We start from the raw sequence: 12,658 nt of genomic DNA, 5'->3' as shown, positions 1-12,658 counted from the left end.
CAAGCGTTTCAGGGCCACTTTCCTTGGCAGGGGGTGGCCCTTTTTTATTTCGTTTTTTTCATGGGTTTCAAAGGGATAAGGCGATGCCTTTCTGTAACAAAAGGCCAGTACGTTAGGCGCTCAGAGGCCCCAGGAGAGCGTGTGGACATGAATGCAGCAAGCGAGTCGTCTATTTCCCGTTCGGCGATGGATCCTGAGTCGTTCCGGCGCCTGGCGCAATGGTTGAGGCAGCAGGGAAACACCCAGGCCGCAGCGACCGACCCGATTCGGCTGCTGGATGGGCGATACCCGCACGGGCTGCTCAGCGATGCCGAGCTCGAGGCGTTGATCGCGGTTTGGCATTGATCACCCCCATTGTGGGAGCGGGCTTGCCCCGCGATGGGGCGCACAGCGCCCCCAAAGCCCCTCATCAGAACGTGTAGGTCCCCGTCACCACCAGGCTGCGCGGATCACCGAACTGGATCTGCCCGGCACTGGTCGCCGAACTGTAGTAGGTCTTGTCGGTGATGTTGCTCAAGGCCGCCCGCACATCCCAATCACGGGTCCGATAGCCGGCCAGGGCATCCCAGCGGCCATACCCCGGCATCATGACGGTGTTCTGGGTGTCGGCATAGCGCTCGCCCACCAGTGTCAGGCCGGTCTCAGCGTACCAGCCAAGCTCGGGCTTCCAGGTGACGAACAGGCTACCGTTGCGTTTGGCCACATCATTGATGCGATTGCCTTGCTGGCCGTTGTTGTCCTTGACGATGGTCGCATCCTGCAAGCCGATGCCACCGCGCACATACCAGTTGCCGACCAGGTTGCCCATGGCAGTCAGCTCGATGCCGCGCGAGCGTTGCAGGCCGCTGAGCTGGATAAGGTCCGGGTTGTTCGGGTCGCGGGTGCGGCGGTTGTACAGCTCCAGTTCATAGAGGGCCAGGGTGGTGCTCAGGCGTTCATCGAACCAGTCGCTCTTGACTCCGATCTCCTTCTGCCGGGTCAGCTCTGGGCCCGCATCGTTGCTGTTGCCGGGCGCACCGGGCGTGATGCCGATCAGGCCGCCGCCGACCGGTGAGAAGGTCTTGCTCCAGGAGGCATAGAAGGAGTGGTCGCGCCAGGGCGAATAGACCACGCCCAGGCGAGGGCTGGTGCTGGTACTTTCCTGCTTCTCGGTGAGGTTCTTCAGCTTGCTGGTGGTTTCGACTTCGAAGCGGTCGAAGCGCACGCCGGCGAGCAGTTGCCATTGGTCGTTCAGGCGGACCTGGTCCTGCAGGTACAGGCCGGCGCTTTGCACATCGGTATGGTTATCGCTGAAAACCTTCATCGCACCGCTGTGCTGGTGCCCGCCGGTAGCGCCGGACAACGGCACCGCGGGAACGCCGACGCCCGAATGCAGCAGCGAATTGCGCCGCTGCTCGCCCACTTCCAGGCCTACCAGCAACGTGTGTTCGAGCCCGTAGGTGTGCACGTGGCCTTCCAGCTCTACGGTGTTGAACAGGTTGCGGGTGCTCAGGTCCTGCTGCCAGCGCTGGCGGCTGACCAGGCCGGTGCTGGGGTTGTAGGCGGTCTGGTAGGTGTTGTCGAAGTCGCTTTCCAGAGTGAACAGGCTCAGCGTGTGGCGCAGTTGCCACTGATCGCTGAGTGCGTAGTTCAGGCGCGAGCGCAGCGTCTGCGCACGGTCGTCGATGTAATCGCGCTGGGTATCGCCATAGGTGGTGTGGCGGCTGACATCGGCGGGCCGGCCGGTCAATGGGTTGCCGGGGATGCCTCGGTCGGGCGTGCGGTTGTAGCGGCTGTACTCGTATTGCACCAGCCAGTTCAGCTCGGGCGTCAGCTGCCAGCTCATGGACGGTGCGAACAATTGGCGGCTGCCGTCGATGCCGTCGCGGAAACTGTTGTTGTCCTGGTTGCCCAGGTTCAGGCGCAGGCTGAGGGTATCGGTCGGGTCGGCGCTGAGGTCGGCATACAGGCTGCGCAGGTCTTGGCTGCCGCCTTGGGCTTCGATGCTCGAGCGGCGGCCATGCTCCGGCGCCTTGCTCACCCGGTTGACGATACCGCCCTGGCTGCCGCGGCCATAGAGCACCGCGGCGGGACCCTTGAGCACCTCGACCCGTTCGATGTTATGCAGGTCGCGCACGTACTGGCTGTCGTCGCGCACACCGTCCAGGTAGAAGTCATTGCTGGCGTCGAAGCCGCGGATGCGCAGGCTGTCGAAGCGGGTGTCGGCGCCGCTGCTGACGTTGGGAATACCTTCGAGCGCCTTGCCCAGGCTGTCGTGGCCGTAGTCCAGGCTGTTGCGGGTCTTCACCGTGTCGATGGCCTGGGGCACGTCGCGTACCGGGGTCGAGGTGCGCGTGGCGGTGCTGACTTCGCGAACCTGCGGGTTGTCCTCTTCCCGCTCGCGGTCGGCGGTGACCGACAGTTCCGGCAGGACAGTGGTAGCGGCGCTGGCCAGGCCTGCGCCGCAGATCAGCGACAAGCCCAGGGTCAGGCGTGAAAGGTGACAAGGAACGAACATGGGTACATCCGCGAACAAGGTAAATGAAAAAAGGGTGCGGATGTTAATGCGAGTTATTAGCAATTGCCCAGATATTTGTCAGGATATGTCTTTACATGTGTTTCATTTTGTAAAAAATGCCCGTGTCGATGCCTGAGGGCGCCATTACCTACTTTGGGAAGGCGGCCTGGAGCAAATTTGCCATGTGCGAAATAGCTTGCATCGTCGCGCCTTCATCGATAGAGGAAAATTCCTAAAGCCGCTTGGATCTGTCTGGAAATGCTCTGATGAAGACAGGAATTTCGTTATAACAAATTGTATTTCACGATTTTTTGACATTCCGAAGCAGGGGCAGATAGGATTCGTTCAACGCCTGCTGGCCATGACTTGGCCATGCTGCTGGACAAGGCCCGCTCCCGACCATGGCGGGCCTTTCAGTTTGGATCCGCATAGCGTCGAACCTACGAAGGGGCGTTGGTTCCTGGCGTCAAATTGCAGAGCGTTTTTGATTAAGAAATAAGGAAAACAAGATGTTGAAAACCAGGATCAGCCTGGTCGCACTGGCGATGATCGCCGCGACCCAGGCCCAGGCCAACGAGCAGGCCGAAAGCAAGGGCTTCATCGAGGACAGCCACGCCAACGTCCTTCTGCGCAACGCTTACATCAATCGCGACAAGAAGCATGGCACCGACGACCAGATCGAGTGGGGCCAGGCCTTCATCGGCACCTTCAACTCCGGCTTCACCCAGGGCACCGTGGGCGTGGGCGTCGATGCCTTCGGCCTGTACGCCATCCGCCTGGACGGCGGCAAGGGCCACAATGGTGGCGCTGGCGTCGACTTCTTCAAGCCGAGCGACACCGCACCGACCAACTCCCCGCACAACCTCGCCCGTGGCGGCGCGGCAGTGAAGTTCCGTGTTTCCAACACCGTGCTCAAGTACGGTGACCAGATGCCGGCCCTGCCCGTGCTGCAATACGACGACGCCCGCCTGCTGCCAGAGAGCTTCACCGGCACCCTGATCACTTCCAAGGAGATCAAGGGCCTGGAGCTGAACGCCGGTCGCTTCACCCAGGAGGCGCGCAAGAGCGCCGAGGGCCGTGACAGCGGTGGCCTGAAGTCGATCAACGTGTTCGGCGGTAGCTACAAGTTCACCGACAACTTCACCGCGGCGCTGTACACCGCCGACAACGAAGATGTGATGAAGAAGCACTACCTGGGCCTGAACTACGTCTTCCCGATCGCGGCCGACCAGTCCCTGACCCTGGACTTCAACGGCTACAAGTCGGACATCGACAACAAATACGTACGTGCCGCCGGCCTGAACGGCGACTCCAACACCATCTGGAGCCTCGCTGCCACCTACGCCTTCGGCCCGCACTCGATCACCCTGGCGCACCAGCGCAGCACCGGTGACACTGGCTACAACTACGGCTGGTACCAGAACCGTGGTGGCGTGGGTGACGGTGGTTCGACCATCTACCTGGCCAACTCCTACTGGTCCGACTTCAACGCCGAGGACGAACGCTCCTGGCAGTTGGGCTACGGCCTGGACTTCGGTGCCTTCGGTATTCCAGGCCTGACCTACAAGGTCGCCTATGTAGTGGGTGACAACATCAACACCCGCAACGCGGCCAACCCGCAGGGCTTCGGCGAGGGCAAGGAACGCGAGATCTTCAACCAGATCCGCTACGTCGTCCAGGAAGGCCCGGCCAAGGACCTGTCGGTCAAGCTGCGTAGCTCCTTCGTACGCACCAATACCGCAGTTCGCCAGAACGGCTACAACGACGACGGCAACGAAGTCCGCGTATTCGTCGAGTACCCGATCAGCATCTTCTGATCCTGAGCGTGTCTCGAAAGCCCCGGCTCGTCCGGGGCTTTTCTTTTTGAGTTTCTAATCCCACAGGAACCTAAGCGCTTGCGCAGTTTTTTTGGGAGCGGGCTTGTCCCGCGATTGGGGCGCGCAGCGGCCCTTATGCGGGAGTCGTTTCCTCACGGCGTGTCATAGCCGCTATCGGCGCCGCTTCTCCCGCTTGCGGTGCAAAACTGTCACTACGCGCCATCCGCCACATCCGCCCATAGAACTCGCTCTCGATCGAGTCACTGAGCAACTCGCCCGGTTTGAGAAACTGATGCAGCTCGGAAAACAGGCTGATCTGGCTAGGGCTGATACGCCGCGCCAGGTGATTGGGCTTGAGCTCCGACGGGTGCTCGAGGCCCGCCGCCGCAAGCATCTCGGCCAGGGCATGCAAGGTGTTGCGATGAAAGCTGGCCACCCGCTCGGCCTTCTCCGGCACCACCAGCGCGCGCTGGCGCAGCGGGTCCTGGGTGGCGACCCCGGTGGGGCACTTGTTGGTGTGGCAGCTCTGCGACTGGATGCAGCCGATGGCGAACATGAAGCCGCGGGCAGAATTGACCCAGTCCGCGCCGATGGCCAGCACGCTGGCGATGTCGAAGGCGCTGACGATCTTGCCCGCCGCGCCGATGCGAATGCGATCACGCAGGTTCAGGCCCACCAGGGTGTTGTGCACGAACATCAGCCCTTCGCGCATCGGCACGCCCATGTTGTCGCTGAACTCCCTGGGCGCTGCGCCCGTGCCACCTTCCTTGCCATCGACGACGATGAAGTCCGGGGTGATGCCGGTGGCCAGCATGGCCTTGGCGATCCCCATGAACTCCCAGGGGTGGCCCAGACAGAACTTGAAGCCCACGGGCTTGCCGCCGGACAGTTCGCGCAGGCGACCGATGAACTGCAACAGCTCCACCGGCGTGCGGAAGGCGCTGTGGGCGGCAGGCGAAATACAGTTCTCGCCGACTCGAACGCCCCGGGTGGCGGCAATCTCCGGGCTGACCTTGTGCCCCGGCAGAATGCCGCCATGGCCCGGCTTGGCACCTTGGCTGAGCTTGATCTCGATCATCTTCACCTGCGGGTCGCGTGCCTGCTCGGCGAAGCGCGCCGGGTCGAAGCGGCCCTCTTCGGTACGACAGCCGAAGTAGCCGCTGCCGATCTCCCAGATCAGGTCGCCACCGTGCGCCCGGTGATAGGGGCTGATGCTGCCCTCACCGGTGTCATGGGCGAATCGGCCCAGGCGTGCGCCTTTGTTCAAGGCCCCGATGGCATTGGCGCTCAGGGCCCCGAAGCTCATGGCCGAGATGTTGAAGATCGACGCCGAATAAGGCAGCCGGCACTGCGGGCCGCCGATGGCGATGCGAAACGAGGCTGGGTCCAGGGTTGCCACCGGCAGCATCGAATGGCTGATGAACTCGAAGCCAGGCTTGTAGGCATCGTTGAGCGTACCGAAGGCCTTTTCCGCGCTTTCGTTCTTGGCCCGGGCATACACCAGCGAACGTTGTGACCGAGAGAAGGGCAACTTGTCGTCGTCGCCTTCGATCAGGTACTGGCGGATTTCCGGGCGGATGGTCTCGATCAGGTAGCGGATATTGCCCAGGATCGGGTAGTTGCGCCGCACCGCGTGGTGGCTCTGACGCAGGTCGTTGAGGCCGACCAGGCTGAGCAGCGCCGTTACCAGCGTGAACGGCCAGATCCAGGCGTGCTGGGCGAGGAATGGAAGGCTGGCGAAGGTGAACAGCAGGCAGGCGGCCAGGCAAGCGTAGCGGGCGGAGAATGCGTGTTTCATGGGTCCATCGCTGACGGGATGACCCGACCTAGGATAGGCAAAGGCCGCGCGGGGAAAACCAGGGGTTTCGGTAAAAGACTGTTACCTGACCCGTGAAGCAGAGCGCCGGAGATGCCAGGTCGACGGCAAGGTCGTGCATCACTTCTTTCGGCCATGGAGCCAAAGCGCTCGGCATACTTGCTCCTTGGAGCAGCCCCCTTCATGGTGGGTATGGTGTTGATAACTCCGTATCGGTGGTTATAATAACCACCGTTCGGCTGGCCAAGGAAAGGTCGTGAACAGCCGCGAATTGATTTCACTCATAGAAGCCGACGGTTGGTACCTGGTGCGAAGCCGGGGGAGCCACCATCACTTCAAGCATTCCTGCAAGAAAGGCTTGGTGACGATTCCTCATCCCAAGAAGGACCTACTGCCGGCCACGATCGCCAGCGTGCTGCGCCAAGCACAGATCAAGTACGCCAGCTGAACCAGGAGTTATACGCACATGCTTTTCCCTATTGCGATCTTCCACGGCGACGACAGCCATGCCTGGGGCGTCGAGGTACCGGATATACCGGGTTGCTTCTCGGCAGGCGAGGATCTGGACGACGCCATGGCCATGGCCCGCGAGGCCATCGAGGGGCACCTGGAACTGCTCGCGCAGGATGAACGGGAAATCCCCAAGGCCAGCAAGGTCACCGTGCACGCGGCCAACCCAGCCTTTGCCGGTTGTACCTGGGCACTGGTCGACATCGATATCACCCGTTACCTGGGCAAGGCGGAAAAACTCAATATCACCTTGCCGGCCTATCTGCTGAACCGGATCGATGCCTACGTGAAGAACCACCCCGAACAGAAAAGCCGTTCGGGGTTCCTGGCCGAGGCTGCGCTCAAGGTGCTGCAGGGGCAGTGAGGCGCGGCACCTCGTTGCCCTGCAGCAGCCGAGTCGGATTCAGCCCTTGTCCGACCTCAGGGCGCGGACGTCACCCGGCTCGGCAGTCTCGCGCAGGTATTCCTCCAGCGAGTCGTCCAGCGCCTGCAGCCAGCGCGTGTGATGGGGCACGGCGGCGGTGCCGGTCATCACCGAGCGGTAGGAGCGGTCGCGGTAACCCATGATGTCGTGCTTCTTGTCGTTCTTCCATTTGAGGAAGATGCGGTTGACTGCATCGATATCGGAGCTTGGGTAGTCGGTCTGGCTGATCAGGTGCTGGATATACCGGCCCTGGAATTCATACATCGACGCAGTGCTTTCTAAGGCCTCCTCCTCGGCGCGCCAGCGGGCGCTGTCGGCCTGCATGGTGGCGTGGTCGGGCAGGCGGATGCGGCCGAGCATCACGTCGCGGGCGAACCAGGCCTGGGCGTCGAACAGGTTGAAGCTGTACCACAGGTCCTGCATGCCCAGGTACATCAACTGCGGGTTGGCCTCCCACACCACGCCCTGGTACAGGCCCAGCGGCCACAGGCGATTGTTGGTGCGCAGGGTCAGCTCGTCGGGCAGGAATGGGAAGTGGTGCTGGTAGCCGGTGCACAGGATGATCGCATCCACCCGCTTGCTGGAGCCATCGGCGAAATACGCCACATCACCCTCGACGCGTTGCAGTTGCGGCCGCTCCTCCCAGCCTTTGGGCCATTGGTAGCCCATGGGCTGCGTGCGGTAGGCGCTGGTGATCGAGCGAGCGCCGTACTTGTAGCACTGCGAGCCGATGTCCTCGGCCGAATAGCTGCTGCCGACGATCAGCACATCCTTACCGGCGAACTCCAACGCATCGCGGAAATCGTGAGCATGCAGGATGCGCCCCGAGAACCGCTCGAAGCCCGGGAACGACGGTACATTCGGCGTCGAGAAATGCCCGCTGGCCACCACCACGTAGTCGAACGCCTGCTCGATGCCCTGGCCTGCGGCATAGTCGTGGGCCGTAACGGTGAAGGTGCGGCGCTCGGCGTCGAAGCGCACCGCCTTGACCACGGTGTTGAAGCGGATGTACTGGCGCACATCGGCTTTTTTCACCCGACCCTGGATGTAATCCCACAGCACCTCGCGGGGGGGGTACGAGGAAATGGGCCGGCCGAAATGCTCATCGAAGCTGTAGTCGGCGAACTCCAGGCATTCCTTCGGCCCGTTCGACCAGAGGTAGCGATACATGCTGCCGTGAACCGGCTCGCCGTGCTCGTCCAGGCCAGTACGCCAGGTGTAGTTCCACATGCCACCCCAGTCGGCCTGCTTCTCGAAGCAGACGATCTCGGGCATGGGTGCGCCCTGGGCATGGGCGGATTGGAAAGCACGCAGTTGCGCCAGGCCAGACGGGCCGGCGCCGATGATGGCGACACGAATAGTCATGAAGATGTCCTGTTAACACAAATCAAAGGCAAGACCTCCCCAACCCCGAATGGCATGGGCCTAGGGCTGTGGATGGGCGAAGGCTTCAGGTGTCAGCAGGCAGGCGGAGGCACGGGGCGCTTGCGCTTGTGCGCCAGCAGCATGTCCCGAGGCGGGATCGACAGGGTGTGGAACAATGTCGAAAGTGGAGAACAGCCGAGGGTGGAGCGGACAACGGCAGGGAAGGGCCCGGTGGCCTTGCCGAGCAAACCGGCAAGCGGGCCATGGGACCGATAGATACGTGTGATCTCGTACATGGGGGCTTGTAATGCCTCTTTTCTTTATGGATGCCTTTTTAGCTATAACGCATCGAAGGAAAGCATTTCAAGGTTTGTCATTGTTCGCGCAAGAGAAGGACGGTACCTCGCTTGCCTCTGATTCAGACGCTGTAACCTCGTGGTTCCAGTCTTCACCGAACAACTCCACCGGGTGTTGGGTCCGCTCCGAACCGTTGCCACAGGCCAGTGCCTTGGCCGGGCAGTACAGGTCGCAGCCTTGGCAACCGGCTCGTTGTCCAGCGCCCTGACCAGGCGAGGTAGGCGCCTATCCGCGTCCTGGCAGGCATTCTTGAGGGAGCGGAGCGATTCCTTGGGGAAAGGAGCGCTGCTCATCATGGAGACGGCAGGGGTGTCGTGGTGCAGCAGGGAGATGGCGTCGAAGATGCACCCTACGATGAACAGCTCGTCGACCTCCACCTGGTTGAGCGACGGCGGGCACCATCAGACGCCCTTATAGCTCTCACCGGGCTTGAAGCGGGCCTTCTGCTTGCCGAAGCGCTCGGGGCGGTAGATCAGGCGTTCTCAATAGCCGCCCTTGTTCAGGGGGAAGCGGACGGTGGCACTGCCGACGTTGATGTCGCGGCTCCAGTAGTTCTCTTGAATGAATCAGCAGTCGATGAGCTCAAGGCGAAAGCCCCGGGCAAACTGCAGGTAGGCGCGGGCGGTGGCGGTAGGCTCTTTGGCGGTCGCCGGTGCCTGCTCGCTCCAGTCGTTGAACAGGTCGCCGTAGAGGTCCTTGACGTGGACGCGGTGGTTGCACGCTTTCGGCCGGCCGCAGATCAGCATCCAGGGCGACTCGTGGAAGGTGTACAAGGTGTTTTTGCCGCACTTGTGCGCGGGGCATTTGTCCTTGTGCATGTAGTTGATGCCGGGCATGTGCTGAGGCCGAAGTCGGACTCGATCCGGCGGAGAACCTCGCCCCTAAGTTTCTCTTGTATCGTCATGGAACTGCCTTACGTAGCCGCGCGGCCAGGGCGGCCATTAGCGCTCCGATGGTGCGTTTGTGGCCGGCAAGCGCCGGGTAGTCGTCGAGGATGCGGCGGCTGCGCAGATTCTCCGGCACGGTGCGGTAACGGTCGTCGTACCAGTGCTCGGTCATGCCGCGGCGTAGCTCGGCGAGCAGGCTGCTGAGGAGTGCCTCGGCCACGGGCTTGGGCATATCCAGCTGGATCGCAACGGCGGTTGCATGGCGCGTCCTCGAATTGCGGGTGCAACTTCCCCAAAACCATGGGAGTGGGCCTGGGGATTAATGGGCGGGCAGGGCGATCAGTTGCGCACTGAGCCGGCCCAGGAATTGCGCTTGGAGGTGGTACGGCAGATAGCGCACCGGCACCAGCCGCTTTTGCCGACGCGGTGGTCGCGCAGAATGCAGGTATCCGGGCCGCTGGCCAGGTCTATGCCGATCCAGCGGGAGCCCTTGGGCATGCGCTCGGTCATGGCCTGGTGGACGAGGCGGTCGGCCAAAAAGACCGGCACGCCCCACACGTTGACCAGGTGGTTGACGGCGCAGTCGAACAGGCATGTCGTCATGCAGGTGTCTTGTTCACTTCTCGCAGCGATTCCTTGTCATAATCGTCCAAGGCACTGCATTAACTTGGTCAAGGTCGGCTTGTTTGAGCACATCTGCGGTAACTTGGGGCTCGTCATGGAGCCTGATTACCTTGCTGCTACGTACAGAACGCCGTGTTCAAACTTCGTGAGTGCCATGGCGTTCTCCTTGCTGACGGTGCAGGGTGATCACGGCGCCGACCTCGGCATGCCGTGCGGCGATGTGGTCACGGTGGGCCGCGACGATTTCGGCTAGCTCGGCCTCGTCCAGCCGGCCATCGCGCAGGGCGTGGGCGATGATCTGGTTGACTTTGCCTTCGGCCACGTCGGTGGCCAGTGCACGGGCGTACAGGGCGAGGTTGTCCAGCTCGGTATATACGGGTTGGGGAGGAATACCCCGCCGTACAGGCGGCAGATGTAGTCCGGCAGCCGGCTAGTGCCGGTGACCTGCTCCAGCAGGTAAATCTGCTCGTCGGCCAGAGGGCGGTGGCCATTACTCCCGTAGGCCTAGTTGTCGAACTTCTTCAGCTCCAGGCCTCAACTGCGTGGCGGCACATTCACGGCCACCGGGGTAGGCGTTGATCAGTGCGCTCATGACCTTGCGGCGGCTTGTTAGAATGGGGCGCTTAATCTTCTCGTTTCTCACGGTAGGGCTGGCCCGTACGGTCAGCAGGCCTTGGCGAAGGGGGGGCGAGCAGACCGGGATGAGCTCAGTGCCAGATCTTCTGGGACAGGTCGCGCATGATCGAGAAGCCGATGCGGCCATTGGGCAGGGTGTCGGAGCCAGCCTAGCGCGCTACGGTCTGGGTGACGGTGCGGGGGCGTAGCCCTTTGTCAGGGCAAACTGGCGAAAGCTGGTGCCCTGTTCGATAAGGCGTGCGTGAATCTGTCGTTTGTCCGTGGAATGGTGTGCCTCGTCTGGCTAATATGTTCCCAATGCGACGCATTCCCAAGTGGGATATACCAAAGAGGTGTGCTCCCAAATGGGAATAGATGGGCGAATACGCGAGGCAATCGAAAAGCTGGGGCTAACCCTCAAGCAGGCGGCTGATAAGACAGGGATTCCCTACAGTTCCTTGCAGAACTGGGCAGGTGGACATCGTGAGCCGCGACCTGAGGCCCTTATAACGCTTGGTGCCCAACTGGGAATTTCGATTGATTGGTTGCTGACGGGAGAAGGCTCTATGCGTCGTGGCGAGATGCAGAGCGAGGCTGCACCGGCTATCGCGGACAACCCGAGAGAACAGGTACTGCTGGCCCTGTGGCGAGAACTGGACGAGGACGCCCAGCGAGAAATACAGCGAGCTGCTGAGGAAAAGAAACGCCTGATGACACTTGAACAACGCGTCTCGAAGCTGGAGGCCGTTGTCGAAGCTGGCAAAAGGCTGGCATGATCTGTTCCCGCTAGGAACATATTTGGGCTCTAAGTGAGTGGCCCTGATTTCATGAATGGCTAAGGCGTTTTTGCCATCTTGGTTTTTAAATTAGGGGTAAAGGATTGTGTCAAACAATATAGTTCTTCATATATCTAAAATTCTCATGGATGAGGAAAATCCCCGTCACGACAAAATAACCGGCCAGAGAGAAATTCTCAATTGGCATGTCGAGCACCTTGGTTCAAAGCTAATACTTTTAATGAGAAGTCTGGCGGAGAATGGTCAGAGTGACATTGATAAGGTGCTTGTAACTCCTGTTCGAGGGGTTGCTGATACATATGTTGTGAAGGAGGGAAATCGCCGCGTCGCTGCTCTCAAACTACTCAATGACCCGTCTCTTTGTGATGATGAGTTGTTCAGGCGCAGAATTGAAAGCGTCAATGTGAGTGATCAACTTTCATTTAGTATTGACTGCGTCAATATTAAAGACCAGCGGCGAGTGGCTTGGCTGATGGGGTTGCGCCATCTGGGTGAGCAAGGAGGGGTCGGTACCTCTAAGTGGGGGGCCGTAGAGAAAGATAGGCATACGCAAGATGTACTGGGTGGTAACAGATATTGGCGCTCTCTGTATTTTATTGACTATGCCAAAGCGCATGGCCTGATCACTGATCAACAGGCTGCTCGACTGAATGACCGAATCACAACCCTAGATCGACTTATTTCAAATAAAGACTTTAAAACTACTTTGGGTGTTGTTTATAAAGATCGGAATGTAGTGCTTGTAATTCCCGAGGATATTCATCGTCTTTTGCTGGGGAGCGTTCTGGAACAAGTTTCCTTGCCTGACTTTAGGGTAAAGGAAGTATATGACTCAGATGGCGGTTGCAGGAGCTGAGTGCAACACGGTTATTGAATTGAAGCCGGAGCATCATGCCGCATTGCCATGGCATTTTGCATGACCTCTCCCATCACCTCGATGGGGCATTTG

The 12,658-nt window shown here is 60.6% G+C and carries 13 protein-coding genes and 2 pseudogenes; 6 read left to right on the top strand and 9 right to left on the bottom strand.

Annotation, left to right across the window (positions count from 1 at the left end):
• Positions 1–147: 147 nt before the first annotated feature.
• The gene (locus ACNFCI_RS17620) at positions 148–345 is read left to right on the top strand and encodes a hypothetical protein (RefSeq protein WP_368829059.1); all 198 of its coding nucleotides are present in this window, start codon (positions 148–150) and stop codon (positions 343–345) included.
• 64 nt (positions 346–409) lie between these two features.
• Here ACNFCI_RS17620 and ACNFCI_RS17615 read toward each other — a convergent pair whose 3' ends face one another.
• On the bottom strand, positions 410–2,497 hold the full coding sequence (locus ACNFCI_RS17615; RefSeq protein WP_368829058.1) for a TonB-dependent receptor: 2,088 nt from the start codon (positions 2,495–2,497) through the stop codon (positions 410–412).
• Between the two features lie 509 nt (positions 2,498–3,006).
• Between ACNFCI_RS17615 and ACNFCI_RS17610 the strand changes: the two genes are divergently transcribed.
• Positions 3,007–4,314, top strand: coding sequence for an OprD family porin (locus ACNFCI_RS17610; RefSeq protein ID WP_224457622.1), 1,308 nt, complete (start codon positions 3,007–3,009; stop codon positions 4,312–4,314).
• A gap of 133 nt (positions 4,315–4,447) precedes the next feature.
• Here the strand turns inward: ACNFCI_RS17610 and ACNFCI_RS17605 are convergent, their stop codons facing one another.
• A complete protein-coding gene (locus tag ACNFCI_RS17605) occupies positions 4,448–6,112 on the bottom strand; it encodes an FMN-binding glutamate synthase family protein (RefSeq protein ID WP_368829057.1) in 1,665 nt (554 codons plus the stop codon).
• A gap of 274 nt (positions 6,113–6,386) precedes the next feature.
• On the opposite strand from ACNFCI_RS17605, the gene ACNFCI_RS17600 reads away from it, so the two are divergent.
• Both ACNFCI_RS17600 and ACNFCI_RS17595 read left to right on the top strand, forming a co-directional pair.
• The gene (locus ACNFCI_RS17600) at positions 6,387–6,578 is read left to right on the top strand and encodes a type II toxin-antitoxin system HicA family toxin (protein WP_368829056.1); all 192 of its coding nucleotides are present in this window, start codon (positions 6,387–6,389) and stop codon (positions 6,576–6,578) included.
• Positions 6,579–6,596: 18 nt separating this feature from the next.
• Complete coding sequence (locus ACNFCI_RS17595) at positions 6,597–7,004, top strand: type II toxin-antitoxin system HicB family antitoxin (RefSeq protein WP_084856496.1); 408 nt, start codon at positions 6,597–6,599, stop codon at positions 7,002–7,004.
• Positions 7,005–7,043: 39 nt separating this feature from the next.
• Here the strand turns inward: ACNFCI_RS17595 and ACNFCI_RS17590 are convergent, their stop codons facing one another.
• From ACNFCI_RS17590 to ACNFCI_RS17560, 7 genes and pseudogenes are all read right to left on the bottom strand, one after another.
• Positions 7,044–8,429 carry a flavin-containing monooxygenase gene (locus tag ACNFCI_RS17590; protein ID WP_416768087.1) on the bottom strand — a complete coding sequence of 462 codons (1,386 nt, stop codon included), beginning with the start codon at positions 8,427–8,429 and terminating at the stop codon, positions 7,044–7,046.
• A 92-nt stretch (positions 8,430–8,521) separates the two neighbouring features.
• Positions 8,522–8,725 carry a hypothetical protein gene (locus ACNFCI_RS17585; protein ID WP_143515193.1) on the bottom strand — a complete coding sequence of 68 codons (204 nt, stop codon included), beginning with the start codon at positions 8,723–8,725 and terminating at the stop codon, positions 8,522–8,524.
• Between the two features lie 67 nt (positions 8,726–8,792).
• Positions 8,793–8,969 (bottom strand): annotated as a pseudogene (locus ACNFCI_RS17580) (DUF3079 domain-containing protein); the annotation flags it as partial.
• Positions 8,960–9,690 (bottom strand): annotated as a pseudogene (locus ACNFCI_RS17575) (bifunctional DNA primase/helicase); the annotation flags it as partial. The pseudogenes ACNFCI_RS17575 and ACNFCI_RS17580, both read right to left, overlap by 10 nt.
• Positions 9,687–9,905 (bottom strand): hypothetical protein, encoded by a 219-nt coding sequence (locus tag ACNFCI_RS17570; protein ID WP_368829055.1) that lies wholly within the window; start codon positions 9,903–9,905, stop codon positions 9,687–9,689. The gene ACNFCI_RS17570 and the pseudogene ACNFCI_RS17575, both read right to left, overlap by 4 nt.
• 107 nt (positions 9,906–10,012) lie before the next feature.
• Positions 10,013–10,276 (bottom strand): hypothetical protein, encoded by a 264-nt coding sequence (locus ACNFCI_RS17565; protein ID WP_368829054.1) that lies wholly within the window; start codon positions 10,274–10,276, stop codon positions 10,013–10,015.
• Positions 10,277–10,433: 157 nt separating this feature from the next.
• Positions 10,434–10,619: a hypothetical protein gene (locus ACNFCI_RS17560; RefSeq protein WP_368829053.1), complete on the bottom strand. Its 186-nt coding sequence runs from the start codon at positions 10,617–10,619 to the stop codon at positions 10,434–10,436.
• Between the two features lie 658 nt (positions 10,620–11,277).
• On the opposite strand from ACNFCI_RS17560, the gene ACNFCI_RS17555 reads away from it, so the two are divergent.
• Together ACNFCI_RS17555 and ACNFCI_RS17550 are read left to right on the top strand one after the other, a co-directional pair.
• Complete coding sequence (locus ACNFCI_RS17555; protein WP_368829052.1) at positions 11,278–11,688, top strand: helix-turn-helix domain-containing protein; 411 nt, start codon at positions 11,278–11,280, stop codon at positions 11,686–11,688.
• 145 nt (positions 11,689–11,833) lie between these two features.
• Positions 11,834–12,565, top strand: coding sequence for a hypothetical protein (locus ACNFCI_RS17550; RefSeq protein WP_416768086.1), 732 nt, complete (start codon positions 11,834–11,836; stop codon positions 12,563–12,565).
• Positions 12,566–12,658 lie beyond the last annotated feature (93 nt).

The sequence above is a fragment of the Pseudomonas sp. NY15356 genome, assembly GCF_048068175.1.
Classification (GTDB): domain Bacteria; phylum Pseudomonadota; class Gammaproteobacteria; order Pseudomonadales; family Pseudomonadaceae; genus Aquipseudomonas; species Aquipseudomonas putida_K.
Note: the sequence above shows the minus strand (reverse complement) of the source record. Positions and strands in the feature narration are given on the sequence as shown.